We start from the raw sequence: 25,593 nt of genomic DNA on the forward strand, positions 1-25,593 counted from the left end.
GTAAGGATGCTGTATGAATCTATTGCCTCGTCGCCACGCCCTCTTCGCACTGACGCTCGTCAGTACACTCGCCGCAACCTCCGCGCTGGCCGCCCAGGCCCCTGATGCCCCGGCCTCCATCGCGGGGCCTGTCGCCGGCACCAAAGTGACCGAACCCTATGTGCGCATGATGGCGCGCGAAGCGTATTTCTGGGGTTGGCCGATGGCCAATATTTTCAATCGTCGCCAGGCCTTCAAGGACCTGCCCGAACCCGGTTTGATGGGGGGCATCGTGCCGGTGGCCCCGATCAACCGATTGTCGATGCTCAGCGACTACATCGACCCGGCCGAGCGGCTGGTAGCCTGTCCGAATCAGGACGTCGTGTACGGTGCTGGCAGCATCGCCCTGGACCTTGAGCCCGTGGTGCTGCAAGTGCCGGACTTCGATGACCGCTTCTGGGTGTATCAAGTGGTCGACCTGCGTTCCGACAGTTTCGCCGAGCTGGGCAAGATGTATAACACCCAGCCAGGTTTCTACCTGTTGGTCGGCCCGGACTGGAACGGCAAGGTGCCCCCAGGTATTACCAGAGTGTTCCGGGCACGTACTAACACCGGCTTCGTCATTCCCCGGGTGTTTCAGGACGACACGGCCGCCGATCGCCAAGCCGTGCAGCCGGCCCTGGCCGGTATCGACATGTACCCATTGTCCCAATATGACGGCAAGGTCAAAAAACGCGACTGGGCCAAACTGCCGAAATTCCCGGCGCAGGCCTCGGATGGCAAAGCCGAAACCAAGTGGGTGATCCCGGAGAAGTTCTTCGACGAACTGCCGGCCCTGCTCAAGGACGCCAAGCCATTGCCGGGTGAAGAAGCCCGCTACGCGCAAATGGCTGCCCTCGCGGCCATCGCCAAAGCCGACCCGCAATTGCGTGTAGCGATGATCGACGAAGCGAAAAAAGCCGACAGCGAAGTGATCGACCCACTGTTGCAGTTCCGCAACTATGGCCTGCAGCTGCCGGATCACTGGAGCACCGTCAGCAACGGCGCAGCGTTCGGTACCGATTACTTCAGCCGTACCGCCGTGGCACGGTCGAATATCTTCGTGAACCAGCAGAAAGAAACCAAATACTTCTATCAGGACCTGGATCAGTCCGGCCTGCGCCTCAATGGCCAGAACAACTACAGCGTGACCTTTGCCAAGGGCAAACTGCCGCCGGTCAAGGGTTTCTGGTCGCTGACGCTGTACAACGAACAGCACTTCTTCTCGCCGAACGAGCTCAAGCGCTACTCCATCGGCACCAAGAACAAATCCCTGCAAACCAATCCTGACGGCTCGCTGACCCTCTACGTACAAAGCGAATCGCCGGGCAAGGACAAAGAAAGCAACTGGTTGCCCTCCCCTAAAGATGCCGATTTCTCGCTGTACATTCGCGCCTACTGGCCGCAAGCCGATGCACTCGACGGCAGCTGGACTCCACCGGCCGTGCTGAAAACCCATTGAAAAGGACTTCGACGATGAACGCAGCCAGCAAAACGCTGACCGCACTGGCCCTAGCCGTTTCGGTCAGCCTCGGCGCCCAGGCAGCCACGCACTATGAACAATTAGCCGACCTGCCCTTCGCCGGCGGTTATCCAACCCTCGAAGGCGTGGCTCAGCTCAAGAATGAACTGCTGTTCCAGCGCGCCGTGCAGTCCTACATCTGGGCACTGCCGGCACTGAACATGTACGCCATGAAGGAAGCCTCGGAGAAAACCTTCGGCGCCGGCTACAACGTGCTGCCGATCTGGAAGGACCGCCTTAACGCCAAGACCCTGGTGACCACGCCCAACTCCGACGTGATCTACGCCATGGGTTACCTGGACCTGAAGCAGGACGGGCCGATGGTGATCGAAGTGCCGCCGGGCATGCAGGGCATTCTCGACGACTTCTTCCAGCGCCCGATCTGCTCCGAAGGCCAGATCGAAGGCCGCCAGTGGTGCGGCGACGTCGGCTTGCCAGGACCGGACAAAGGCAAGGGTGCCAAGTACCTAGTACTGCCGCCGGATTACAAGGGTGACGTGCCTCCCGGCTACCTGACCTACCGTTCGCGCACCTACAACGTGTTTGTGTTCTGGCGCGGTTTCTTCAAGGACCCGAAACAGCTGGAAGCACCGGTCACGCTCATGGAACAGACACGCATCTATCCGCTGGGCAAAGAAGCCACGGCGAAAAAGATGGAGTTCCCCAACGCCTCGAAAACGCCGATCAACATGCTCTACCCCACCAATGGCAGCGCGTTCGACATGCTGTCGCGGTTTATCGACCAAGAATATGTCGATCCGCAAGACATGGAAATGCGCGGCATGCTTGCCGCCCTGGGCATCATCAAGGGCAAGCCGTTCCAGCCGGACGCGGCAACTCGCGACCTGCTCGACAAGGCCGCGAAAACCGCGAGCAAAATGGGCCACGCCACTTCCTACACCCCGCAAACCATCGTCACCAATGGCACCTGGTATCCGGACCGCAAGTGGCTGAACGTCTTCCCGGGCAACGCGACCTTCACCGCCGACACCTTCAACTACATTGACCCGCGCACCGGCTTCTTCACCAATGCCTATTCGGCCAGCCCGGGCATGGCGGTCAACATGGAAAACGTCGGGGCCAAGTACCCGGCCACGTTCGTCGACGCCAAGGGCGAGTTTCTCTCGGGTAGCAACGCGTACACGGTGAACCTGCCCAAAGGCATTCCCGCGGCGTTGTTCTGGTCGGTGACGGTGTATGACTCCATCACGGCTTCTGGCGTGGACAACGGCCAGCCGTTCCCGTCGTTGAACACCATGGACAAGCCACTGGTGAATGCCGACGGGTCGATCGACGTACACTTCGGACCGGATTCACCGGGCGAAGGCAAGAACTGGATTCGTACTTTGCCAGGCAAAGGCTTTTTCGTGATCTTGCGGTTGTATGGCCCGACCAAGGCTTTCTTCGACAAGGCATGGAAGCCTGGAGACCTTCAGAAGCAGTAACCATAAATGCAACTCGGTGATATGAGCGTAGGAGCGCTCATATCGTTTCTGGGTAAGTTCGATAGATTAATCTATTCGGATTTATCCAATGGTCACCGGCAGCTCTGGGTCGACATCAGCCCGTCGCGACAGGCAGAATTCGGCCGATTCTGTTGAAAAAGTCGGTCATGGATTCCACGACAGAAAAGTACGCGTTTGAGATTGAAATCTTTACTTTGAGCAGTGGATTCCGGGTTCAGATTTCGCGTAGCGGCGCGCAAAAAAGGCGTTTTCAGCCGTCAGTATGCGGGCAGTCTGGAAGAACCGACTTTTTCAACAGAATCGGCCAAAAGCTGCCTCTCATCAAAGGCCACCTTTAGCTAAAATAGGATCACCCAACCTGCATCGCAATATTGTTCGTTTACCTGTCTTCCCTTGTCTCAAAATGCGAAGAAACTGTCTTGCCAAGCCCATGGCGTCGCGCTCGCTATACCTACTATAGGCCCGGTGCCTCTGCCCAATTTGGCAGGGAGCAGCTACCCATAGCGGATGCACATATTGCGCAACGCCGTACAAGCCCGGATTGGAGACAACAATGACAATTATCGCCACCCAAGACACGCCTTCAGCACCCGCCCTTATCCGGTCGTCAGTGCGTCAGCATTCGATCAAGGTGGAAATTTGCTCCCCCGCCATCGGTGCAGAACTCAGCAATATCAACCTGGCCGATGCTGCCCAAGACCCCGAACTGATCGCGGAAATCCGGGCGCTGTGGTTGAAGCACAAAGTGCTGTTCTTTCGCGATCAGGACATCACCCCTATGGAGCAACAGCACTTCGCCGCGCAATTCGGCGACTTGGAAGGACATCCCTTGGCACCGAGCCACCCGGAGGCAGACAAGCTTCTGATGTTGTACCGCAACCTCGACCCAAGTAAGCCCAAGAGTTTTGTCGAAAAAGCGAGCCGCGAAAACCTGTGGCATACCGATGTCACCTTTAAGCCGGCTCCGCCTCGCGGCGCGATATTGCGCTGCGAGCAAGGCCCTGAATCCGGCGGCGACACCCTGTTCTCCAACATGGTAATGGCTTACGAAAACCTGCCCAGCACCATCAAACAACGGATCGAAGGCCTGTTCGCAAAACACAGTGCCGAGCACTCCTTTGGTGCCCAGATGCCCCGCGAAGAACGTCACGCAATGGCCCTGAAAACCCCCGCCGCTGAACATCCGGTGGTACTGATCCACCCTGAAACAGGTGAAAAGGTGCTGTTCGTCAACTCCGCGTTCACAACCCATTTCGCGAACTTCTTCAACTTCGAAGACATCCGCTACGGCCAGGACTTCATGCCCGAGGCACATCACCTGATGAACTACTTGACCTCTCAGGCGGCTATTCCGGAGTACCAGGTACGCCTGAAGTGGCGCACCAACACGGTTGCCATGTGGGATAACTTGCAAGTCCAGCACTACGCGGTGGCCGACTACGGCAATGCACCAAGAAAGATGCTCCGCGCCACACTTGCGGGCACCCCGCTCACCTGATTCGAACAATTTCCCCTGAGAAACCAGCCCACCCGACTATCAGAGATTGTCGGGGGGCCTTGTCTGCCTACGAATACCCGATCTGAACCGCATCAATGGAGATAGACATGCTCTACGAACACATCGACACCGCAGTCATCGATGGCGAATCGCTGCCGTGGGTACCCTTTACTCCCTATGCGGAAAACGTTCTGCTGAAGTACTTCAAGCTTGACCCCATCCGTGGTGAATGGATCGTCATGATGAAGTCACCGATCGACATGCAACTTCCTAAGCATCACCACACGGGTACTGTGATGGTCTATACGATCGAAGGTCAGTGGAAATACAAGGAGCATGACTGGATCGCCGGCCCTGGCAGCATCGTCTATGAAACGGCTGGATCGACTCACACGCCTGAAGTCGTCAGCACGGGAAGCACAGAGGGGTATGTGCTCACCCTGGTTCAGGTGAATGGCGATCTCGCGTTTCTGGACGGCAACGACAACATCGTCGCGCTCGAAAACTGGAAGTCAGGATTGCACCGCTATCTTGCCTACTGCGAGCAGCATGACATCGCACCGAAAGACCTGACGGCATTCAACTGAGTAACAGGCATTGCCGCGAAAAAACGCGAATCGGGCGGGCGCACCAAAGCGCTCGCCCCCCATCGTTAGAACTGTTCGAGAAACGTCAGGAGCAGTTCGTTGACTTGCTCGGCACTTTCTTCCGCCGCGCTATGGCCCACGCCGGGTAGCAGTACTTTCTTCTGTAGCCCGGGTAGATAGGTGTCGAGCTGATCGTAGAGACTGCGGATTTCGACTGGCTCCAGTGAAGGGTCGGCAGCACCACCGATGAACAGGCTCGGTTGGCGCACCACCGCACCGTCGAGAAACGCGGTAATTTCCCAGTTCCGGTCGCGACAGCGGTAGTAGTTCAGGGCACCGGTAAACCCGGTGCGCGTGTATTCGGCGACGTAGTAATCGAGCGCCCTTGCGCTCAGCCATGACGGGAACTCGCCCTTCGGTTCAGTGAAGGCATTGAGAATGGGCTCACCTGGCTCGACGAACAGTCGCCAGCGTTCAGCGCCGACAGCACTGCCGGAAATCGAATAGAAAACGCTACGCAAGGTCTTGCGCGGGTCGCTGGCCAGCTCGCGATCTTGCTTGTCGAGCTGCTGGAAATACAGGTGGTGATACACCCGGCCCTTCGCCATTGCTTGCAAACCTACGGTCGGCTTGACCTTGCCGCGCGGTGGCACCGGCGTATTGAGCATCACCAGGCCACGGAACAGATCCGGCCGTAGCATGGCTGCGGCTTGGGCCACCCAGGCGCCTAAGTCGTGCCCAATGATCACTGCGGAGGTTTCGCCCAGAGTCGCCATCAAGCCCACCATGTCGCCGACGGCCTGGCTCATGTCATAGGCTTCAATGGCATCGGGGCGATCGGTTTGCCCAAAACCCCGCTGATCGGGGACCACGACCCGATAACCGGCGTCGGCCAACGCCACGATCTGGCGGCGCCACATGTACCAAAGGTAGGGAAAACCGTGCAGCATGATGACCAGCGGGCCCTGCCCCTCGTCGATGTAATGCATGCGAATGCCGTTGAGTTCGGCAAAGCAGTGGTTGAATGCCTCAGGATCGTCAGCGTCCAATTGCACCCCTGCCGCAAGCGGCTGGTTGATATGTGTTGCGGTGCGCGTGTCCATTATCTACCTCCATCTTTGTTGTAGTTGTCGGCCTGAAGGTAGCCGTGATCGGGTGTCCTGCACTAAGCTTCTGAGGACACAATCTTGTGAAGTTGGGACATGAGGGGATGCATGTACACCCTGACGCGCAGTGCCAGCCTTACCAACTATGAGCAGGTTGCCCGTTCAGTGGGGCTCGATCCATTTCGTATGCTGCGTTTGGCCAAGTTGCCAGCCAGTGCCCTCGACGATCCGAATGTCATGATCAGTAGCGATTCGGTGGGATGGCTGCTGGAGGAATCGGCCCGCCTCTCCGGCCAGGAGGCCTTCGGACTGCTGCTCGCGGAAACGCGACACCTATCCAATTTCGGCATGCTCGCGCTACTCATCCGCGAAGAACCGACACTGCGCGCCGCCTTGCAATCGTGCGCGCGCTATATGCGTCTGCATAACGCCGGGGTGGAGTTGCGACTTGAGGATGTAGGCGACTTGGTGCTGCTGCATGTGGGGGTAAAAATGCAGGGCCATCACGGTGTCTGGCGCCAGGCTATCGAACAGTCGACGGGTATCGGATTGCGGATATTGAGCGTGCTGACGTGCAATACGTTCCGCCCGGTCAGGTTCAGTTTTACTCACGAGCGACCTGCCAGCCTTGAAGTGCACCACCGCGTGCTGGGCACAGCCATTGAGTTTTCTCAAGAGTTTAATGCCATCGTTTGCCGAAGGCGCGATTTGGACATGCCCATTCCTGCGGCTGACCCCGCATTGCATCGGGAAATAAAGCGATCGCTGGACCTGCAGTTGAGCACCCTGCGCGACGAGCCGGCGCAGCGGGTACGCCAGATCGTCAAGATGCTGCTGCCAAGCGGACTGTGTTCTGTCGATGGGATTGCCCAGCATCTTGGCATGCATCGACGCACCCTTAGCCGACACCTGGCTGCCGAGGGCGAGAGTGTCACGACAATCATCAATGCTGTCCGCGCCGAACTCGCCGAAGAGTACCTGGCCAACAGCAAACGTCGGTTGTATGAAGTTGCCGAACTCCTCGGTTTCTCCTCCGCCGGTGACTTTTCACGCTGGTTCCGCAGCCAGTTCGGCAAGACACCCTCGGATTGGGCCGCCGCTTACCGAAAGAGCAAGGTGAAACCCTCGCTTTAATCCGCTTGCTGTCCCAATTCGCGAAGAAAATGTCCCGCCATGCCCATGGCGAAACGCTCGCTCTTCCTATTATGGGCCTGCGGCCATACCCCGCCCCGCCGCACCCACAAAGATTGGACCAACAATAACAAGCGCCGCCGTATGTCCAGGCACAATTTTACCTGCTTCCCGCCCACGGCCCGGCCAAGAACCATCGAAATGGAGACGCAATGCGAGTCGAACAATTGACCTGTGCCATCGGCGCAGAACTGCACAATGTGAATCTCGGCGACGCAGTAAGCGATGACGACTTGTTCAATGAAGTTTATGCAGCGCTATTGAAATACAAGGTGCTGTTCCTGCGCGACCAGGATCTGGACAAGCTCTCACGCCGCGACCACGAAGCATTTGCCATGCGCCTCGGCCAGCTTGAAACCCACCCGATGCTCCCCAGCCATCCAGAGGCTCCGGGGCTCGTGCAAATCTACAAGACCCCGGAGAATCCGGCGGATCGCTACGAGAATGCATGGCACTGCGACGCCACCTGGCGTGAATCGCCGCCGATGGGTGCCGTTCTTCGTTGCATCGAATGCCCACCGACCGGTGGCGACACCATGTGGGCCAACATGGTGCTGGCTTATGACAACCTGCCTATAGATGTGAAGCAGGAAATCGACAGCCTAATCGCCAACCATAGCTTCAATTCCTCCTTTGCCGCCGCCATGCCAAAGGAGAAGCGCCTGGCGATGAAGGCGCAATACCCAGATGCCGAACATCCCGTCGTGCGTACCCATCCCGAAACGGGCGAGAAGGTGCTGTTCGTCAATGCCTACGCTACGCATTTCGTGAATTACCACAGCCAAGGACGTGTCCGTGTCGGCCAGGACTACAACCAAAAAGGTGTCGATTTGCTGAAGTACCTGATCAGCCAGGCCTACAACCCCGAGTACCAGGTCCGTTGGCGTTGGAAGAAAAACAGCGTGGCGATATGGGACAACCGCTGCACCCAACACTATGCAGTGATGGACTATCCGCCTTGCCATCGCAAGATGGAACGCGCGGCCATTATCGGCGACAAACCCTACTGATATGTAAATGGTCCAGAGACAGGAGACGTTTCCGAGCGTCTCCATTGGGTCGGTATTTGCCGGCGTCGAATACGGCGCTGATGCGGGGCTCGGGCTAGGGCTCTATGTAGCTTCAGCTATTGTAAACGCCCATCACAGTAGCATCGAAGTCGAATCTGAAGCCGATATCAGTACGACTTTCACGGTCCTCATACCATCGATCGTCAATTTGGGTGACATAGGACGCAACTCTCGTTGCGACTGATCCACCCTTGTCCTTCCTCAAAGCGGAGGACAAGCCATGAACACTAAAAAATCTCGCGCCTTGCTTTACGGAAAAATCTCATGATTTCCAATCGCGAGTTACGCCACATCATTGAGTGTGGGTTTCTGCCATTAGCCTGTACCTGCACCATCAACTACGACCAATCATTGATGATTCGGGTATTCGAGCCTTATTCTGGCCGTGTTGATTTACTCGTGACAGGAGTGTCTGCTGCGAGTCTCACTAGTAATCAGGCCATCGCTGCTCTAATTGGTGAGCTTCGCAGTGAAATGGCCACACGTCAGGCGGGCTTTCTTGAAAATGCATCGGCAAAGTGTGGTGAGTAATCCTCGTCCATAACGTGATGTCCTAGAATGGGTGACAAATGGTGTCTCGCGTGTGCCTGACGAGGTCGATTGAATCCGTTTGCGAAGGGCAGCTGTGGGTCGACTTCTGCCGGTCACGACAGGCAGAAAGCGGCCAAAAGCAGCTATCCGATGCTTTCAACTCTTGGACCGATTCAATTTGTATGTTTGCAAATACAAACACTCAACCATGCAGCACTCAGCTGTCGAAGCGGCTCAACGTTCTGTAATAGTCAAAGGGGATATAGCGCGATTGTCGGTCGCGCATTACCCTGACCATCGTCACATCGGGATCGCGAGCAAAAAACAGACGTCCACCGTTGGCCACAAGGTTGTCGAGCACGTGCTCCTTTTCATCGATCACGCATTCAGGGTTGCGGTCAAACGCGCTGGTCATTGCCAGGTTCAACCAATGGGTCCCTGGTATCAGATCGCCCGCAAACAACACCGGACCACCAGGCAGTTGAACTTCGGGCAACAGTTGTCCCGGGGTATAACCATCGCTGGTGTGAAACCGCCAGCCCTCACCGAACGCCTCGCAGCCGGAATCACCGATCAACGTCAACCGCCCACTGCCTTCAAGCCGGTGATTTAGAGGTGAAACGAACAAATCCCGGTCGCGTGGATGCGGATGGCGTGCCCGCAGCCAATGACGTTCGCCGCAGAAGTAACGCGCGCGGGGAAATAAAAGGCGTGGCATCTCCCCGTCCCTGATCAGTTCACTGAGTTCACTGGAAAGATGCGCCTGTAGATGGGTCAACACCACGGCGTCCACCGCGTTTTCATCCAGACCATGTTGCGCCAGACTTTCGAGCAATCCCGGTTTGCGCGGCTGACAGCGGCAATTGCGATTCGCAGCTACCAGCAGCCCGTCGGCGCCAGCCATGACCAGCGTGTTCTTGCCCTGCTCTTGCACCAGCATTGTTCGCGCCGCGATCTCCACCAGGTTGTCGTGGTCGGGCCTCATCAAATCTGCCCAACGCCGGCGCGGGGTCTGGCCGAACAAAATGCCGCCATCAAGCCTGCGAGATGTGCCCGCCAGGGTGGAAATAGTACGTTCCACGATGCCTACCTTTTTAATTTTGTCATCTCGACGACCGTTTGAAGTGTTGCCTCGGGCGTCAGGTTAAGCCCGCGCACTCACCCGCCACACCCCCCTTTTGGGGGGAAGGTTAACCACTGACAGGTGGCCCGAATACGCTATATAACATTGGCAAGCTAAGCTATAGGCGGTGTTTCGACCTGTGCAGCCATCCGGAGGTAATCATGATCAATCAACATCGTCGTGCATCTTCACCTCGACTGCGCCGGTTATTAAAACAGTGTTGCGTGGCTCTGAGCCTGTGCGCTCCGGCCTGTCTGACCAGCGCTGCGATCAACGCGCCGGTCTCTGCGCAGCAAGCGCAAACCCTGGCGAAGGAGGCTTATGTCTTTGGCTTGCCGCTGGTGTACATACAGACCCAGAGTGACATACAGACTCACGTCACCAAGGTCGGAAAGCTTCAAGCGCCCCTCAACCAGTTCGTCCACTATCGCGAGTTTCCCAACGCGGATAACAAGACCGTCGTCGGTCTGAATGTCGACACGCTGTATTCGCTGGCCAACCTGGATTTATCCAGAGAACCGATGGTTTTGTTCGTCCCGCCGATGGGCGACCGGTTCTGGATCATGCAATTGATCGACGCATGGAACAACGTGCCGCACGCGCCCGGCTCGCGCACACTGGGTGGCAAAGGTGGCACGTTCGCCATCGTTGGCCCCGACTGGCGCGGGACGTTGCCCAAGGGCATGACCGAACTGCGCATGCCTACCAGTCTTGCGCTACTGGGGGGCCGCACCTATACCGCAGGAACCGAGGATTACGCCGCCGTTCACGCGCTGCAAGACCAGTACAAACTGGTGCCGCTTTCGGCGTGGGGCAATGCCTACACACCACCGGACAACCTGCCGCTTAAACCCGGTGTGGATAGCAAGACCCCCGTGCCGGCCCAAGTGGACGTCATGCCGGCTCAAGTGTTTTTTCAACGTTTGAATGCATTGATGGTGCATAACCCACCCTACCCGGCGGACAGCCCTGTGATGACTCGAATTGCGCAGATAGGTATCAAGCCCGGCGTAGCATTCGACATGCAGCGATTCACACCGCAAGTACAACAGGCGATCGAGCGCGGGGTTGCAGAAGGTCGACAAGCTGTTCACGACGAAGAAGCAAAACTGGGCAAGCGAGTAAACGGCTGGAACCTGACCCGTGACATGGGTCGCTATGGCACCCAGTACACCTATCGGGCCGCATGGACCTATTTTGGTGTCGGTGGCAATTTGATCGAGGACGCCTTTTATCCACTATCGCTGATAGACGGCGACGGCAAACCTTATGACGCGGCTCACCGATACGTCCTGCACTTCACCAAGGAGCAGCTGCCTCCAGTCAATGCCTTCTGGTCTTTGACGATGTACGACAAGGAATCGTATCTGGTTCCCAACACGCTAAACCGTTACGCATTGGGTGATCGAAGTCACCTCACATTTGACGACGACGGCTCTCTCACGCTTTACATCCAGAAGGATTCGCCAGGAGGCGACAAGAAAGCGAACTGGCTGCCGACGCCAGCACAAGGTGGGTTCAAGTTGGCATTGCGCCTATACGCGCCGAAATCGGAAGTAACTAACGGCGAATGGGTGCCACCGGCCGTCAAACGCATTGATTGAAATTGAGGACGCTTCGCTGCCTCTGGCTGCAAAGCGTCCTCTTTTCTCAGCGCCTGCCTTCGATCCACTGGCTTGCACGTTCGAAAAGCTTCAGCGCAGCCTGATGCAACTGCACCCCGATTTCTCTGGATGCCTTGCCGGCGCAGGCACGAGCGTGGGTACCCTCAAGCACGATACCCAGCTTGTAACAGGCCAAAACCGCGTACCACTGCACGTGGCTCAGGTCGCGTTTACTGCCCATGGCGTAACGGGCTATCAGCGCCCCGGCGTCAGGAAATCCGCTCCATGGCTGCGGGGTAGCCGGGCCCGTGGCGATGCCATCAGCATCCGGCCAGGTCGCGAGCATCCAGCCGAGGTCCAGCAATGGATCCCCTGCCGTGGTCATTTCCCAGTCGACGATGGCACCTAATTGCGGCCCGTCATTGCGGAACATTACGTTGGCCAAGTGATAGTCACCATGCATCAGTCCCGGTTCGAACGTTGGGGGTCGTCGTTGCTCCAGCCAACGCCCGATGGCGCCCACATCGCCCAACGCCTGCGAACCACTCCAGCCGGTGAACTCCTCGTAACTATGGAGCAACGCTTGCCAGCGCGGGACCTGGCGTTCGAGGAAACCCTCGACCTTGCCCAGGTCGCTCAAGCCAACCCGTGCCAGATCGACCCGACCCAAGGCCGCGGCACCATCAGCCAAGGCCAGGCCCATGGCATGCCGTACGGCCAGGTCGCCGGCATGCAGGGCCGGCATCCGCTCGCACGCGTTGAACCCCTCAATGGGCTCCATCAGATAAAACGCCGAACCCAACACCTCAGTGTCTTTACACCCGGCGATGAATCCCGCATGCGGCACGTCGGTGGCGGCCAGCGCCTGCAAGACCCGCATTTCACGGCGCATCGTGGCGTTGCCGTCCATGCGCGGATGCAGCGGCGGCCGGCGCAGGACATAGTCGCGGCCGCTACGGTGCAGAAGCAGTAGCAGGTTCTGGGTGCCACCGGCCAGTGGTTGCGCACCACTGATCGGCCCCTCGCCCAGCCCCTCGACGTCCATCCACCGTTGCAGCCGAGGGATATCCACCAGTGTCTGCCAATCCAGGCCGTTTTCCATTTTGCTCATCAGGCACTCCCGTCATTCATGCCAAGAGCGCCCGTCACAGGACACCTTGCAGGTCTTCGAGCACATCGCTGTACTGGTTCAATGCACGGGCACGTTGACGCGGCAGGTGGTACGCCGGGAACAACTCGTCGCACGCCTGATAGGTATCGAGGATCTCTCGGGCCACGGTGACTTTGTGCACTTCGGTAGGACCGTCGGCCAGTCCCAGGAAATACGAGTTGACCACGCTATGTACAAATGGCATTTCATCGGACACGCCGATCGAGCCATGCAGGTGCAGGGCGCGGGAGGCGATATCGTGCAGGACCTTGGGCATGACGGCCTTGACGGCAGCGATGTCCTTGCGCACGCGTTTGTAGTCCTGGTGTTTGTCAATCAGCCAGGCAGTTCGCAATACCAGCAGACGGAATTGCTCCAGCTCGATCCAGCTGTCGGCGATCTTCTCCTGCACCATCTGCTTGCGGGCCAGGCGTTCGCCCTTGGTCACCCGCGACAATACCCGTTCGCAGGCCATGTCGAGGATCATTTTTGCCTCACCGATAGTGCGCATCGCATGGTGAATGCGACCTCCACCAAGGCGTGTTTGTGCGACCACGAAGGCCTGGCCGACGCCACCGAGAATATGATCGGCCGGCACGCGGACGTTGGTGTAGCGCACGTAGGCATGGGTGGCGACTTTCTCGGAGGCAAAGCCCACATCACGAACAATCTCCAGGCCCGGTGTACCTGCCGGAACGATAAACATCGACTGACTGGAAATCAGTGGGGCTTCAGGATCGGTCACGGCCATCACGATGAAGAAGTCGGCATAGCGAGCGTTGGATGAAAACCACTTTTCGCCATTGATGACCCACTCGTCACCCTCGAGGACAGCCCGAGTGGTGAACACCTGAGGATCTGAACCACCCTGGGGTTCAGTCATTGAAAAGCACGAAACAATATCGTTTGCCAACAACGGTTCCAGCCAGCGTCGCTTCTGTTCCGGGGTACCGAAGTGGGCGAGGATTTCCGCATTGCCGGTATCAGGCGCCTGGCAACCGAATACGATCGGGGCAAAGTCTGAGCGCCCGAGAATTTCGTTCATCAAGCCCAGCTTCACCTGCCCAAAACCTTGCCCGCCGAGTTCAGGTCCCAAATGGCTGGCCCACAGGCCACGGGCCTTGACCTCAGCCTGCAATGGCCGCACCAGGCGCACGTTGGCCGGGTTCTTCACGTCATAGGCGCAGTCCAGAATATGGTCGAGCGGCTCAACGCGGGTGCGCACGAATTCATCCATCCAGTCGAGTTCAGCCTGGAATTGGGCATCGGTTTCAAAGGACCAGCTCATGTCATTACTCCGTCGCAATTAACGCCACCGAGCGGTGGCCAATGTAGGGTTTCGAAGGGTTCAGGCCAGCGTAAGTCCGCCGTCCACCAGCAAGGTTTGCCCCACCATGTAGGAGGACAAAGGCGAGGCCAGGAACACCGCTGCACCCGCCATCTCCTCGGGCAGGCCCATGCGCCTGAGTGGGATACGTGCCAATAGTCCCTGCAGGCGCTCTGGTGATTGCGTGCTGACCCGTGTCAACTTGGTATCGACCAATCCCGGAGCAATGCCATTGACCCGAATACCCTGATTTGCCCAAGCGTCGCCCAGGGTGGCGGTGAGCCCGACGACGCCCGACTTGGAGGCGGCATAGGCCGGGTTGCCACGGGTCGTGCGAAAACCCGCCGTAGAACTCAGAGTGATCAATGCCCCTTGGCTGCGTTGCAGCATGTCCTGGAACTTGAGCGAGCACGCCATCATGCTGCCCAGATTGACCCGCATGACTTTGTCGAAGCCCTGCATATCGAATTCGGCGCGCTTGTACAAAATCGTGCCTTGGGCCAGTACCAACACATCAAGACGCTCGAATGCCGGCTGAACCTCTTCGATAGCCGACTGTTCGTTCAAATCGACCTGGGCATAGTGCAAGCCTTGCAAGTCCGAGCCTTCTTCCATGCTGTAGTCGCAGGCGTGCGAGCGAGTGCCCCACACATGCACCTGGGCGCCGAGTTCGCGGAAGCTTTGGGCGATGCCATTACCAATGCCACTGGAGCCACCGACCACCAAAACAGTCTTGCCGGTGAAGTCGAGCGCGTTGGCGAAGTTGCGCGCGGGGGCGCACGATAGCGGTTGCGTCATGAATGAAATCTCTCTCGTTGAATACGCAGTCTGGATGCAGTGCAGAATCAGCCGGCGCTCAATCCGCCATCGACGGCGAGCGCGTGCCCGGTGATGAAACTGGCACCGTCGCTGCACAGGAACAGCACGGCGTTGGCCACCTCGTCGGCACGCCCCAGCCGGCCGATGGGATGCATGGCCGCAGAGCGTTCCGCCACTAAGGGATCGAACTTGATCATCTGCTCGAGCATGGGCGTCTCGATGACCGCCGGGCACACGGCATTGATGCGGATACCCTTTTTCGCGTACTCGATGGCCGCGGATTTGGTCAGTGCGACTACGGCGTGTTTACTGGCACTGTAAATGCCCATTTTGCGAACGCCGCGCAGGCCAGCGACCGATGCGGTGTTGACAATCGCCCCACGCCCCTGGGCCAGCATTACTTCCAGCTGGTACTTCATGCACATCCAGACGCCTTTGACGTTCACGTCCATCAGCGCGTCGTAAACCTCCTCACCACTGTCACCCACTCGGCCTTTCTCGCGCTCGATTCCGGCGTTGTTGTGGGCATAGTCAATGGCCCCATAAGTAGCGAGCACCTGTTCAGTGAGTTGCTTGACCTGGGCATCAGAGGTCACGTCGCAGGGGAAAAAGCTGGCTTCCCCACCCGCCTCGCGAATCATCCGCACGGTGTTTTCGCCACCGTCGCGCTGACAATCGACCACCGCAACCTTCAAGCCTGCCGCTGCGAAAGCCATGGCCGCGGCCCTGCCAATTCCACCCGCAGCCCCCGTAACCAGAGCGACCTGACCGGAAAAACTACTGTTCATCATTTTTGCTCCAATGGCTTGCGACGCTGTGCCAGCGCCTGTCATAGCGAAATAGTCAGTGAGTGTTCATGACGCCGGATTCGCGCCCGGGAAACTGCGGCTCGCGTTTCGCCAGAAACGCCTGGGCACCCTGTTCGAAGGTGGGCCTGTCCAAAAGCTCGCGCTGGCGATCAGTCTCATAGGTCAACTGTTGCGCCAGCGAATTGCCTCTGGCCGCATCGAATACACTACGCGCCTCGATCACCCCGTGGGCGGGTAGAGCAGCCAGTTGACGGGCCACGTCCATGGCCTGGCCCGACAAGGCTTCAGCGTCCACGCAGGCGTGAATCATGCCCCAGCGTTCGGCCTGTTCAGCCGACCAGCGCCCGCCCGTCAACGTCAGGGCCAACGCCCGTGGACCACCGAGCAGACGTTCGAGGAACCACGACGAACCGAGGTCCGGCACCAGGCCGAGTTTCGGCACGAACGGCAAATAGAAGTACGCCGAACGCGCGGCAATGATGACGTCTGCCGCCAGAGCCAGCCCCACGGCGCCCCCGGCGACACCACCGTTCAAGGCAACGACTACGGGTACCGGCAACTCGCGCAGTTGGGCTACAACGGGGTTGAACACCCCGTCCATCATCCGCGCGACATTGGCCCCGCGGCTTAGCCCCGCCTCACCACCGTGTAAAAGTTCGTTCAATTGAGCGCCAGCGCTAAACAGCTTGCCGTTGGCGGTCAACACCAAGGCCCGCACGCGGTTGTCCTGGCGCACCTCGGCCAAGGCTTCGAGGACTTCCCCCAGCATCGCCGCGCTCAAGGCATTGAGCAGTTCCGGCTGGTTGAGCGTGAGGACGGCGACGGCGTCGCGTTTTTCGTAGGTGATCATCTGGTAGTTCACGGTGGCTGGTTTTCCTGAAAAAAGGGCCCGAGAACCCATAAAGAAGCAAAGCGATGCCCAACTGTGTCAGTCGACCCGCATCAGTCGGCTGTATGTCTTGAGGTGATGGTCATCGTTACCGAACTGATGGTTGAGCATCAGCAAGTGCTTGGCGTGGTGCGACAACACGTACTCCCAGGTCAGGCCGATGCCACCGTGCAACTGAATACCCTGGTCGGCGATGAACCGGCCGGCGCGCACGATCAGGACTTTGGCGGCTGCCAGGGTGCTGCTGCGGTCGTCGTTGTCCGGTGCGTCCGCTGCGCAAGAGGCGAGGATGGCCATCGATGTGGCCTGGTCCAGTTCGATGCGCATGTCCACCATGCGGTGCTGCAAAACCTGGAACTTGCCGATCGCCTGGCCGAACTGTTTGCGCGTCTTCAGATAGTCGAGGGTCAGGTCGCACACCGCTTCCATGCTGCCCACCGCTTCGGCGCACTGCGCCGCAATCGCTCGGCCCTGCTGATAACGCAAAGCCGTCAGGGCCTGGCCCGCTTCACCGAGCATCGCGGCAGCGCTGACAACAACGTTTTCAAGGTACAGGTCGCAAGCCTTGCGTCCGTCCATGGTGGGATAGGCACGACGGCTGACGCCCGGTGCATTGGGGTCGAGCAAGAACAGGCTGACACCTTTTTCATCGCGCTCGCTGCCGGCAGTGCGCGCCGACACTACAATCATCCCGGCGCTGTGGCCGGCGACTACCACCGATTTACGGCCATTGAGTTTCCAGCCGCCGCTTACCGCCTCGGCGCTAGTACGCACATCGTGCAATTGGTAATGACTGGTCGGCTCATCGACAGCGACCGCCAGTTGCAATTGACCGCTGGCGACCTGCGGCAGCAATTCGCTGCGCTGCTCGTCGTTGCCAAGCTGGCTCAGCAGGCCACCGGCAAAAATCACCGAATGAAGGTAGGGTTCCAGGCACAAGCCACGGCCCAGCTCGGTCATGGTCAGCAGGGTCTCTACTCCACCGCCGCCGAAGCCGCCGTACTCGGACGCAAATGGCACGGCGGTCAGCCCAAGTTCGGCGAGCTGCTGCCAGAACGCGACACTGAAACCCTCTTCACTTGCGGCAAAGCGCTCGCGCAACTCGAAATCGTAGCTGTCACGCACCAGACGGGAGACGGTGTCTTGCAGCATCTGCTGCTCTTCGGAAAGTTTGAAGTCCATGATCGATAAGCCCCTTACAACTCAAGAATCATCTTGGCGATGATGTTCTTCTGGATTTCGTTGGAACCGCCGTAGACCGAGGTCTTGCGCATGTCCAGGTACTGGCTGAATGGTGCGGTGCTGTAGTCGCGGTACAGGTCCGGTTGGTCGCCGTAACCGAGTTCTTCTTCGACAAAAGGCATGGCATACGGGCCCAGCGTCTTGCTCATCAGGTAGGTGATGGCCTGGCGAATCTCCGAGCCCTTGATCTTCAGGAACGAACTCTCGGCACCGGGAACCCCACCGTCACGGGCGGACGCAAGGGTGCGCAAGTTGCTCATCTCGATTGCTCTCAGCTGGATCTCCAGATCGGCGATTTGCAGGCGCAATTGATCGTCATCGATCAAGGGCAAACCGTCTCGCTGCTCCTGGCTTGCGATCTGCTTGAGCCGCGAAAGCATCTGTTTGGCTTGGCCGATGCCGACAATGCTGGTGCGCTCGTGGGTCAACAGATACTTGGCGCAGGTCCAGCCCTTGTTTTCTTCACCGACCAGGTTCTGCACCGGCACCCGCACGTCGTCGAGGAACACTTCATTGACTTCGTGTTCACCGTCGAGGGTGATGATCGGCCGAACGGTGATGCCCGGGGTTTTCATATCGATCAGCAAGAAGCTGATACCGCGTTGCTGTTGTGCGTCGGGGTCGGTACGGACCAGGCAAAACATCCAGTCAGCGTAATGGGCCGTGGTGGTCCAGGTTTTCTGGCCATTGACCACGTAGTGATCGCCATCGCGAACAGCACGTGTCTTCAAGGCGGCAAGGTCAGAACCGGCCCCCGGCTCGGAATAGCCCTGGCACCACCAGTCTTCGCAACTGAGAATGCGCGGCAGGAAACGCGCCTGCTGCTCGGGTGTACCAAACTTGATGATCACCGGAGCGACCATGTTGACACCGAATGGCACGATGCCCGGTGCACCGAACGCGGCGCACTCTTCCTCGAAAATATGCTTCTCGACCACCCCCCACCCGGTGCCACCAAACTCCACGGGCCATCCGGCGGCCAGCCATCCCCGCTCATTGAGCAGGCGCATCCAGGCCACTTGGTCCTCTTTATTGAAATGCTTGCCAAGGCGTCCGCGTGCAGCAATATCGGCGGGCACTGTGTGACGCAAAAACGCGCGCACTTCCTCGCGGAAGGCCTGTTCGGCAGGGGTGAACTGGATATCCACTGATGTACTCCTCGCATTCGGCTGAAGGGGGTCAGGAACGGCCCGACTCGCCCACCGACAGCCACGGTAGAGGAATGAACCGAGCGCGCACCCACCCGGTCAGGGGGAAAAAACCCACCCCCCTCTCCTGCTGGCGGTAGCACCACAGGAACACCGCCATGGCGTCAAATGACGACGCTTTGGCGTCCAATGACGAGACTCATGGCTATCGCCGCGCCGGCTCTCTAAACAACCATTGGGAGGTGAAATAACTGGCTGCCACAGACAGTCACTCAACAAGAAAAACAGACGCGCCGTCTTCACTGGCGCCAACTGGAGCACTGCCCATGAAGTTCAATCGACGCCAAACCCTTACCCTGCTGGCCGCCGCCAGCGCCACGCCCCTGCTTGGCATCAATGCCTACAAGGCCAGTGCCGATGCCAAGCCAGCCGATCTGCCGCTGACACCCGAACAGGCCCGCGAGATTGCCCGGGAAGCGTTTCTCTGGGGCATGCACCCGGTGGCGATTTATCACTTTCGCTACAACCTCGTGCAGAACGAACAGAACCCCCGCTATGTTGGCCTCAACCGCCTACGGCTGGCACGTGCGCCCTACTCTGCCAAGCAACGCGGGGCCACGACGCCGAACGCCACCACGCTTTATGGCAACGCCATGCTCGACCTGAGTGCGGAACCGGTGGTGGTCACGATCCCGGCAGTCGACCAGCGTTACTGGAGCCTGCAGATGGCCGACAACTATTCGCGCTGGTGGCACATGATCGGCAGCCAGTTCAATGCGCCCGGCCCGGTGCGCCGTTTGTTCGTCGGTCCGAACTGGAGCGGAAAGTTGCCCGCCGACTTTGTCGGCGAAGAAATCGTGCAATCGGATTCGGACTTTGCCGTCGCGTTGTTGCGCATCGCCCTGACCGACGACACCGCGCAAGAGCTTAAGACCATCAACGCAATCATGGACCGCGTCACACTCATGCCCCTGAGCCAATGGATCGCAGCGGGTAAAAAAGAGATCAGGGCCGAAGACGTGCCGCTGATGCGCGCCAGCTATCCGACGTTCCCGGGCATGGAGAACATGCGCGAGCCGGGTCGCCTCAAGGGTACGGACTTTCTGCGTTGGGTCAGCCTGATCCTCAATGATCCGAGCTTCACCAAGCAAGCGGACGGACACAAGGAAATTGCTGCCTTCGCCCGCTTCGAGCGACTGGGCCTCAAAGCTGGGCAAACCTTCGAACCGGGCAGTCTATCGGCTCCAGTTTTGGTGGCTATCGAAGCGGGGATCGAGGATGGCAGAAAGGCGGTCCAGGCACAGATTGCCAAGGGCCTGGGGGCTGACATGAACGGCTGGTCGCTCTCCACCAATCTGGGTTACCAAGACAGCGACTGGTTGATGCGTGCCGTGTACGGCTACGTCGCAATACTCGGGCCGATTCCTTCGCGCTCGCACACCGCCGGCTTTGCCCTCAGCGATTCCCGGGGCCAACCGCTGCACGGCGAGCACCGCTACACCCTCACGTTCGATCTGGCCGACATGCCGCCCGTCACCGAATTCTGGGAACTGCCGCTGTACGACCGCGAAGGTTACTTCGTCGACAACCCAATCAACCGCTACTCGCTCAACAGCTACATGCTCCAGCGCGGCAAGTTGCACACCGCCGGGGGCAAACTGGTGATTTATGTGCAGCACGAGGCGCCGACCGACCCTGACCAACACCGCAACTGGCTGCCGGCACCCAAGGAAGGCTTCCAGTTCGCCGCGCGTTTCTATGGACCCCGCGGACCGCTGATCGACGCCAGCTACGCCATGCCCGGTGCCGTTCGGGTGAGTTGATCCCTGAGGTATTCATGACGACCTTTAGCGCCAGTTTTAACTCTTCAGAGAACCCGTGATGAAATTCACTCGTAGAGACTTCTTGCCCCTGCTGACCGGTGCGGTGATCGCCCCGACCTTGACCTTCGGCGGGTTCATACCCAAGCCCGCTCAAGCCAACCCGGCCACCGCCCCCCTGACACCCAAAGAGGCCCGTGCCATTGCCCGGGAGGTGTTCCTCTGGGGCATGCACCCGGTGGCGCTTTATCATCTGCGCTACATCCACGCGCAAAATCCGAAAAGCCCGCGTTTCGTGGGCCTGAACCGCTTCAAATGGTCACGCCAGCCCGCCAAGGCCCTGCCGCGTTTTGCGACCACACCCAATGCCACGACGCTGTACGGTCTGGCGATGCTAGACCTCAGCCAGGAACCCGTCGTGTTGACAATGTCCAAGGCCGACGAGCGCTATTGGAGCGTGCAAATGGCTGACAACTATTCGCGCTGGTGGCACATGATCGGCAGTCAGTTCAATGCGCCTGGCCCGGTGCGCCGCCTGTTCGTCGGGCCGAACTGGAGCGGCACTCTCCCCGCCGAGTTCGTTGGCGAAGAGGTCGTGCAGTCGCCCTCCGATTTCGCCGTGGCCCTCGGCCGCCTCGCCCTGACGGACGACACCCCGGAAGAACTCAAGGCGATTAATGCCTTCATGGACCGTATCACGTTGATGCCGCTGAGCCAGTGGCTGGCCTCAGGCAAAAAAGATGTGCGTGCCGAAGACGTGGTGCCGGGCAAGGCCGAATATCCGACGTATAGCGGCATGGAAAATGTGCGCGAGCCGAGTCGCCTGCGGGGCACGGAGTTTCTGCAATGGGTCAGTCTGATCCTCAACGATCCGAGCTTCACCAAGCAGGCCGACGGGCATAAGGAACTGCAAGCGTTCGCTCGCTTTGACCGGCTTGGACTCAAGGCCGGGCAATCTTTCGATCCGACCAGTCTGTCCCCTGCGTTGCAAACCGCCGTGGCCGAGGGTATCGAGGACGGCGTCACCGCGCTAAAGGCACAATTGGCCAAGGGTACGGGCAAACCAATGAATGGCTGGTCGCTGGCCACAGACATCGGTTACCAAGATACCGACTGGATGCGCCGCGCACTGGCCGGTTATATCGCCGTGCTTGGCCCGGTGCCCGTTCGCTCACACACCGCCGCGCGCATGTACAACGATGCAGCGGGGCAACCGCTCAATGGGAAGAACCGCTACACCATCACCTTCGACCTCAAAGACATGCCACCGGTGACGGAGTTCTGGGAGTTGCCGCTGTACGACCAGGAAGGGTTTTTCGTCGACAACCCAATCGATCGTTACTCGCTCAACAGCTACATGCTGCAACGCGGCAAGTTGCACACGGTCGACGGCAAATTGGTGATCTACGTCCAGGCCGACGAACCCGGTGACCCCGATCAACGTCGCAACTGGCTGCCCGCCCCACGGGATGCGTTCCAGTTCACCGCGCGTTTTTATGGACCTCGCGGGCCGTTGATCGATGGCAGCTATGCCATGCCTGGCGTCGTCAAGGTTGGCTGAAAGAAAAGCGCCCGGACCAGCATTCCCGGCCCGGGCGTTACCTTTACTGCAGGAGCGAGCTTGCTCGCGATGGTCTATCAGTCAACGAAGATGTTGGATCTGATGGCCTCATCGTCGGAACGCCGCCCGGAGCAAGCCCGCTCCCACGGGGTCCGTGTGTGCCGCGTTATTCTTCCAACATCAAGGTTGAGCATCCTGGAAGGGTTTGCGCAATTCGGTTTTCAGCACTTTGCCGACACCGGACAGTGGCAGCACGGCGCGAAACTCGGCGCTTCGCGGGCATTTGTAGCCGGCAATTCGTTCACGGCAGTGGGCAAGGATGGCATCGAAGCCTGCATCGGCATCGGGTTTCAGGACGATGACGGCATGCACGGCCTCCCCCCATTTTTCGCTGGGAATGCCGATCACCGCGCACTGCGCCACTGCCTGATGGCTGGCGATGGCTGTCTCGACTTCGGCGCTGTAGATGTTTTCGCCACCGCTGATGATCATGTCCTTGAGCCGGTCGCAAATATGGATAAAGCCATCGGCGTCCATGTAGCCGCCATCACCGGTGTGCATCCAGCCGTTTTTCAGGGCGACCTCGGTGGCTTGCGGCTTTTTCCAATAACCGAGCATTACATTGGGCCCGCGCACGATCACCTCGCCGACGCAGCCACGGGGCACTTCGCAATCGTTTTCATCGACGATGCGCACCTCGGTGCAGACCGATGCCTGTCCGGCGGAATACATCTTGCCGCTGGCCTGGTGTTCGACGCTGTGAAATTCGCCACTCAAGGTGCTGGCCATCGGTGACAGCTCGGTCATGCCATACCCCTGGAAAAACTGCGCCCGAGGGAAAGCCTTGCACGCCCGGTCCAGCAATGCGGGGGTGATGGTCGACGCGCCGTAATACAAGGTGGTCAACGAGCCCAGGTCCAGCGCGGCAGATTGCGGATGATTGTCGCGCCAGTCCAGCAGCATCTGGATCATGGTCGGCGCCAGCAGTACCTGGTTGACCCGCTCTTCGGAGATGGTCCGCAACACCGTGGCCGGATCGAACGCCGGCAATACCACATGACTGCCACCGCTGATGAACAGCCCGGTCATGGCCCAGATATCGGCCAGGTGAAACATCGGCATCACATGCAAAAACACCGCGTCGGCGCCATAGGAACCCATCGCCACGGTAGCCATAGAGGAGCTGGCCACGTTGTTGTGGCTGAGCATGACGCCTTTGGGGAATCCGGTGGTTCCGCCGGTATAAAAAATCCCCAGCAACGCATTACCACGCCGACGCGCATCCTCCACCGGTGGATTTTCAGCGATCAGCGTTTCGTAATCGAGCATGAGGGGCGGTGTTTCGTCGATACCGACATGAATGACGCGTTCGACCGTCATCGCTTGAACCGCGATCTGTTTGCCCTGCTCCATGAACGCGTCATCAACGATCAACACCGAGGTTTCAGAGTCGTCCAGTGAGTACAGAATTTCACTGAGGCTCCAACGGCTATTGACCGGATTGAGCACCGCGTTCGCCCAAGGTACGGCCAGGAAATATTCGATGTAGCGCACCGAGTTTTGCGCCAGCATTGCCACCCGGTCCCCGGGTTTGACCCCGAGTCGTTGCAGCGCCGCGGCCAGTCTTGCGACCCGCTCGCCGAGTTGCACGAAGGTCAGTGCCTGACCTCGGTCACGCACGGCTATCGCGTTGGGTCTCTGCTGGATATGCCGATGCAGCCCTTGAGTGATGTACATGCGATTCCCCTGTTTTTTGTTCTGGACGGGCCGCCGAAGCGACCCTTGCACTTCACTTCACCGACGTTTCGCTTTCGGCTGCCACGGGCTTCTTGACTGCGCCAGCCGTCATGCGAGGCATGCCGGTCGGGTCCAGCAACATGCCGAAGCGCTGGGTGTTGTGGGCGTGGGTGACCTGATGCAGGGCGAAGGCGGTCTGCATGGCGCTGACCCGGCCTTGTGCGTCCTGGGCGGCGTTGAGCGCTTCCTTGGCCAGCTTGAGTGCAAACGATGGTTTCTGGGCGATGTTGGCGGCCAGGGCGAGGGTGAAATCAGCCAGTTTCTCCGGGGCCACGACATGGTTGACCATGCCCATGCGCCAGGCGTCCTGGGCATTCACCCAACCGGAGGTGAAGAGAAATTCCTTGGCCTGGCGCAGGCCCATTTCCCACGGGTGGGCGAAGAATTCGATGCCGCACACGCCCATCGCCACGGTGTTGTCCATGAACAAGGCGTCTTCACTGGCCACGATCAGGTCGCATGGCCAGACCAGCATCAGGCCGCCGGCAATGCACTTGCCCTGGACCTGGGCGATGGTCGGCTTGGCAATGTTGCGCCAGCGCTCGGAAAAGCCAATGTAGATTTCCTTTTCCCGGGTCATCTGCGACTCGACGGTTGATGTGGCGCAACCGTATCCGCAGAAGGTGCCGATCGTGTCCCACTGGGCCATGGCGTCGGTGGGGTCCACCTCGCTCACGTCGTGGCCGGCAGAGAAATGCTCGCCCTTGGCCGCGAGGATGATGACCTTGACTTCGTCATCGCGGTTGGCGCAATCCATCGCGGCATTGAGCTCGTACAACAGATGGGTGTCCTGGGCGTTGCGCTTGTCGGCGCGGTCGAGGCTGATGCGGGCTATGTGCGGCGCCGGTTTTTCGTAGGCGATGGTCTTGTATTCAAGAACAAGTGGCTGGCTCATGGTGAATGCTCTTATGAATGATTGTCAGGGTTAAGCAGTTGGGTCGCAGGCACACCGAACCAGTCGCGACAGGTGCGGGCGAAGTTGCTCAGGTCCTGGAATCCGAGCAGGTAGGCCACTTCCTTGATGCTATGGCGCCCTTCGCTGAAGTAGCGTGTGGCCTTTTGTCGACGCGCCTCGCGCAATAGCGTCTTGAAGCTGGTGCCATCGGCGGCCAGCCGACGCTGCAACGTGCGCACGCTGACGCCCAGGCGCTGCGTCACCGCGTGCTGATCGAAAAGACCGGCATCGAGCTGATGCATCACGGCGTCAGTCATTGACTGCGCGATTGGCATTGACGGTGTCATCACTGATGTCCTTGCGATGCCCGAGGGCAACACGAAGCCCGCCCCCCGAGGAAGGCGAGACAACGGTCGCAAT

The 25,593-nt window shown here is 59.1% G+C and carries 22 protein-coding genes; 10 read left to right on the forward strand and 12 right to left on the reverse strand.

Annotation, left to right across the window (positions count from 1 at the left end; translation table 11 throughout):
- Nucleotides 1–13 precede the first annotated feature (13 nt).
- From PMI22_RS26160 to PMI22_RS26145, 4 genes are all read left to right on the forward strand, one after another.
- A complete protein-coding gene (locus tag PMI22_RS26160) occupies nucleotides 14–1,480 on the forward strand; it encodes a DUF1254 domain-containing protein (protein ID WP_007942977.1) in 1,467 nt (488 codons plus the stop codon).
- A gap of 14 nt (nucleotides 1,481–1,494) precedes the next feature.
- The gene (locus PMI22_RS26155) at nucleotides 1,495–2,985 is read left to right on the forward strand and encodes a DUF1254 domain-containing protein (RefSeq protein ID WP_007942978.1); all 1,491 of its coding nucleotides are present in this window, start codon (nucleotides 1,495–1,497) and stop codon (nucleotides 2,983–2,985) included.
- Nucleotides 2,986–3,631: 646 nt separating this feature from the next.
- Nucleotides 3,632–4,504 (forward strand): TauD/TfdA dioxygenase family protein, encoded by an 873-nt coding sequence (locus PMI22_RS26150; protein WP_202949200.1) that lies wholly within the window; start codon nucleotides 3,632–3,634, stop codon nucleotides 4,502–4,504.
- A gap of 107 nt (nucleotides 4,505–4,611) precedes the next feature.
- Nucleotides 4,612–5,091 (forward strand): 2,4'-dihydroxyacetophenone dioxygenase family protein, encoded by a 480-nt coding sequence (locus PMI22_RS26145; RefSeq protein WP_007942980.1) that lies wholly within the window; start codon nucleotides 4,612–4,614, stop codon nucleotides 5,089–5,091.
- A 65-nt stretch (nucleotides 5,092–5,156) separates the two neighbouring features.
- Here PMI22_RS26145 and PMI22_RS26140 read toward each other — a convergent pair whose 3' ends face one another.
- Nucleotides 5,157–6,194 (reverse strand): alpha/beta fold hydrolase, encoded by a 1,038-nt coding sequence (locus PMI22_RS26140; protein ID WP_007942981.1) that lies wholly within the window; start codon nucleotides 6,192–6,194, stop codon nucleotides 5,157–5,159.
- A gap of 111 nt (nucleotides 6,195–6,305) precedes the next feature.
- Here PMI22_RS26140 and PMI22_RS26135 point away from each other — a divergent pair, with 111 nt between their 5' ends.
- From PMI22_RS26135 to PMI22_RS26125, 3 genes are all read left to right on the forward strand, one after another.
- Nucleotides 6,306–7,331: an AraC family transcriptional regulator gene (locus PMI22_RS26135; protein WP_007942982.1), complete on the forward strand. Its 1,026-nt coding sequence runs from the start codon at nucleotides 6,306–6,308 to the stop codon at nucleotides 7,329–7,331.
- A gap of 209 nt (nucleotides 7,332–7,540) precedes the next feature.
- A complete protein-coding gene (locus PMI22_RS26130) occupies nucleotides 7,541–8,398 on the forward strand; it encodes a TauD/TfdA dioxygenase family protein (protein WP_007942983.1) in 858 nt (285 codons plus the stop codon).
- Nucleotides 8,399–8,722: 324 nt separating this feature from the next.
- Entirely contained in the window at nucleotides 8,723–8,989 is a 267-nt protein-coding gene (locus PMI22_RS26125; protein ID WP_007942984.1) for a DUF1652 domain-containing protein, read from the forward strand.
- A 217-nt stretch (nucleotides 8,990–9,206) separates the two neighbouring features.
- On the opposite strand, the gene PMI22_RS26120 is transcribed toward PMI22_RS26125, so the two are convergent.
- Nucleotides 9,207–10,070, reverse strand: a complete 864-nt coding sequence (locus PMI22_RS26120) for an MBL fold metallo-hydrolase (RefSeq protein ID WP_007942986.1) — start codon at nucleotides 10,068–10,070, stop codon at nucleotides 9,207–9,209.
- Nucleotides 10,071–10,273: 203 nt separating this feature from the next.
- Between PMI22_RS26120 and PMI22_RS26115 the strand changes: the two genes are divergently transcribed.
- Nucleotides 10,274–11,716 (forward strand): DUF1254 domain-containing protein, encoded by a 1,443-nt coding sequence (locus PMI22_RS26115; RefSeq protein ID WP_007942988.1) that lies wholly within the window; start codon nucleotides 10,274–10,276, stop codon nucleotides 11,714–11,716.
- Between the two features lie 46 nt (nucleotides 11,717–11,762).
- Here the strand turns inward: PMI22_RS26115 and PMI22_RS26110 are convergent, their stop codons facing one another.
- The 7 genes from PMI22_RS26110 to PMI22_RS26080 form a co-directional block, all read right to left on the reverse strand.
- Nucleotides 11,763–12,827 (reverse strand): phosphotransferase family protein, encoded by a 1,065-nt coding sequence (locus PMI22_RS26110; RefSeq protein ID WP_007942989.1) that lies wholly within the window; start codon nucleotides 12,825–12,827, stop codon nucleotides 11,763–11,765.
- Between the two features lie 34 nt (nucleotides 12,828–12,861).
- Complete coding sequence (locus PMI22_RS26105; protein WP_007942990.1) at nucleotides 12,862–14,154, reverse strand: acyl-CoA dehydrogenase family protein; 1,293 nt, start codon at nucleotides 14,152–14,154, stop codon at nucleotides 12,862–12,864.
- 60 nt (nucleotides 14,155–14,214) lie between these two features.
- The gene (locus PMI22_RS26100) at nucleotides 14,215–14,991 is read right to left on the reverse strand and encodes an SDR family NAD(P)-dependent oxidoreductase (protein ID WP_007942991.1); all 777 of its coding nucleotides are present in this window, start codon (nucleotides 14,989–14,991) and stop codon (nucleotides 14,215–14,217) included.
- A gap of 47 nt (nucleotides 14,992–15,038) precedes the next feature.
- A complete protein-coding gene (locus PMI22_RS26095; protein ID WP_033048707.1) occupies nucleotides 15,039–15,800 on the reverse strand; it encodes an SDR family oxidoreductase in 762 nt (253 codons plus the stop codon).
- Between the two features lie 55 nt (nucleotides 15,801–15,855).
- On the reverse strand, nucleotides 15,856–16,683 hold the full coding sequence (locus PMI22_RS26090; protein WP_202949198.1) for an enoyl-CoA hydratase-related protein: 828 nt from the start codon (nucleotides 16,681–16,683) through the stop codon (nucleotides 15,856–15,858).
- Nucleotides 16,684–16,749: 66 nt separating this feature from the next.
- Nucleotides 16,750–17,892, reverse strand: a complete 1,143-nt coding sequence (locus PMI22_RS26085; RefSeq protein ID WP_007942994.1) for an acyl-CoA dehydrogenase family protein — start codon at nucleotides 17,890–17,892, stop codon at nucleotides 16,750–16,752.
- A 14-nt stretch (nucleotides 17,893–17,906) separates the two neighbouring features.
- On the reverse strand, nucleotides 17,907–19,100 hold the full coding sequence (locus tag PMI22_RS26080; RefSeq protein ID WP_007942995.1) for an acyl-CoA dehydrogenase family protein: 1,194 nt from the start codon (nucleotides 19,098–19,100) through the stop codon (nucleotides 17,907–17,909).
- 326 nt (nucleotides 19,101–19,426) lie between these two features.
- On the opposite strand from PMI22_RS26080, the gene PMI22_RS26075 reads away from it, so the two are divergent.
- Both PMI22_RS26075 and PMI22_RS26070 read left to right on the forward strand, forming a co-directional pair.
- A complete protein-coding gene (locus PMI22_RS26075; RefSeq protein ID WP_007942997.1) occupies nucleotides 19,427–20,923 on the forward strand; it encodes a DUF1254 domain-containing protein in 1,497 nt (498 codons plus the stop codon).
- Nucleotides 20,924–20,981: 58 nt separating this feature from the next.
- On the forward strand, nucleotides 20,982–22,481 hold the full coding sequence (locus PMI22_RS26070) for a DUF1254 domain-containing protein (RefSeq protein ID WP_007942998.1): 1,500 nt from the start codon (nucleotides 20,982–20,984) through the stop codon (nucleotides 22,479–22,481).
- A gap of 180 nt (nucleotides 22,482–22,661) precedes the next feature.
- Here the strand turns inward: PMI22_RS26070 and PMI22_RS26065 are convergent, their stop codons facing one another.
- From PMI22_RS26065 to PMI22_RS26055, 3 genes are read right to left on the reverse strand one after another with little or no spacing between them, the layout of a single operon-like run.
- Entirely contained in the window at nucleotides 22,662–24,218 is a 1,557-nt protein-coding gene (locus PMI22_RS26065; RefSeq protein ID WP_007942999.1) for an acyl-CoA synthetase, read from the reverse strand.
- A 52-nt stretch (nucleotides 24,219–24,270) separates the two neighbouring features.
- Nucleotides 24,271–25,173 carry an enoyl-CoA hydratase gene (locus tag PMI22_RS26060; RefSeq protein ID WP_007943000.1) on the reverse strand — a complete coding sequence of 301 codons (903 nt, stop codon included), beginning with the start codon at nucleotides 25,171–25,173 and terminating at the stop codon, nucleotides 24,271–24,273.
- A gap of 11 nt (nucleotides 25,174–25,184) precedes the next feature.
- Entirely contained in the window at nucleotides 25,185–25,520 is a 336-nt protein-coding gene (locus PMI22_RS26055; protein WP_007943001.1) for a helix-turn-helix transcriptional regulator, read from the reverse strand.
- Nucleotides 25,521–25,593: the final 73 nt, after the last annotated feature.

Origin of the sequence: Pseudomonas sp. GM21 (assembly GCF_000282215.1) — a bacterium.
Taxonomy (GTDB): domain Bacteria; phylum Pseudomonadota; class Gammaproteobacteria; order Pseudomonadales; family Pseudomonadaceae; genus Aquipseudomonas.

Bases quoted from the DNA above. Each gene is read 5' to 3' on its own strand.
- PMI22_RS26145 (WP_007942980.1), top strand. From the start codon at position 4,612: ATGCTCTACGAACACATCGACACCGCAGTCATCGATGGCGAATCGCTG.
- PMI22_RS26135 (WP_007942982.1), top strand. From the start codon at position 6,306: ATGTACACCCTGACGCGCAGTGCCAGCCTTACCAACTATGAGCAGGTT.
- PMI22_RS26115 (WP_007942988.1), top strand. From the start codon at position 10,274: ATGATCAATCAACATCGTCGTGCATCTTCACCTCGACTGCGCCGGTTA.
- PMI22_RS26060 (WP_007943000.1), bottom strand. From the start codon at position 25,173: ATGAGCCAGCCACTTGTTCTTGAATACAAGACCATCGCCTACGAAAAA.
- PMI22_RS26110 (WP_007942989.1), bottom strand. From the start codon at position 12,827: ATGAGCAAAATGGAAAACGGCCTGGATTGGCAGACACTGGTGGATATC.
- PMI22_RS26140 (WP_007942981.1), bottom strand. From the start codon at position 6,194: ATGGACACGCGCACCGCAACACATATCAACCAGCCGCTTGCGGCAGGG.
- PMI22_RS26065 (WP_007942999.1), bottom strand. From the start codon at position 24,218: ATGTACATCACTCAAGGGCTGCATCGGCATATCCAGCAGAGACCCAAC.
- PMI22_RS26075 (WP_007942997.1), top strand. From the start codon at position 19,427: ATGAAGTTCAATCGACGCCAAACCCTTACCCTGCTGGCCGCCGCCAGC.
- PMI22_RS26070 (WP_007942998.1), top strand. From the start codon at position 20,982: ATGAAATTCACTCGTAGAGACTTCTTGCCCCTGCTGACCGGTGCGGTG.
- PMI22_RS26155 (WP_007942978.1), top strand. From the start codon at position 1,495: ATGAACGCAGCCAGCAAAACGCTGACCGCACTGGCCCTAGCCGTTTCG.
- PMI22_RS26130 (WP_007942983.1), top strand. From the start codon at position 7,541: ATGCGAGTCGAACAATTGACCTGTGCCATCGGCGCAGAACTGCACAAT.
- PMI22_RS26055 (WP_007943001.1), bottom strand. From the start codon at position 25,520: ATGACACCGTCAATGCCAATCGCGCAGTCAATGACTGACGCCGTGATG.
- PMI22_RS26160 (WP_007942977.1), top strand. From the start codon at position 14: ATGAATCTATTGCCTCGTCGCCACGCCCTCTTCGCACTGACGCTCGTC.
- PMI22_RS26125 (WP_007942984.1), top strand. From the start codon at position 8,723: ATGATTTCCAATCGCGAGTTACGCCACATCATTGAGTGTGGGTTTCTG.
- PMI22_RS26085 (WP_007942994.1), bottom strand. From the start codon at position 17,892: ATGGACTTCAAACTTTCCGAAGAGCAGCAGATGCTGCAAGACACCGTC.
- PMI22_RS26105 (WP_007942990.1), bottom strand. From the start codon at position 14,154: ATGAGCTGGTCCTTTGAAACCGATGCCCAATTCCAGGCTGAACTCGAC.
- PMI22_RS26095 (WP_033048707.1), bottom strand. From the start codon at position 15,800: ATGAACAGTAGTTTTTCCGGTCAGGTCGCTCTGGTTACGGGGGCTGCG.
- PMI22_RS26100 (WP_007942991.1), bottom strand. From the start codon at position 14,991: ATGACGCAACCGCTATCGTGCGCCCCCGCGCGCAACTTCGCCAACGCG.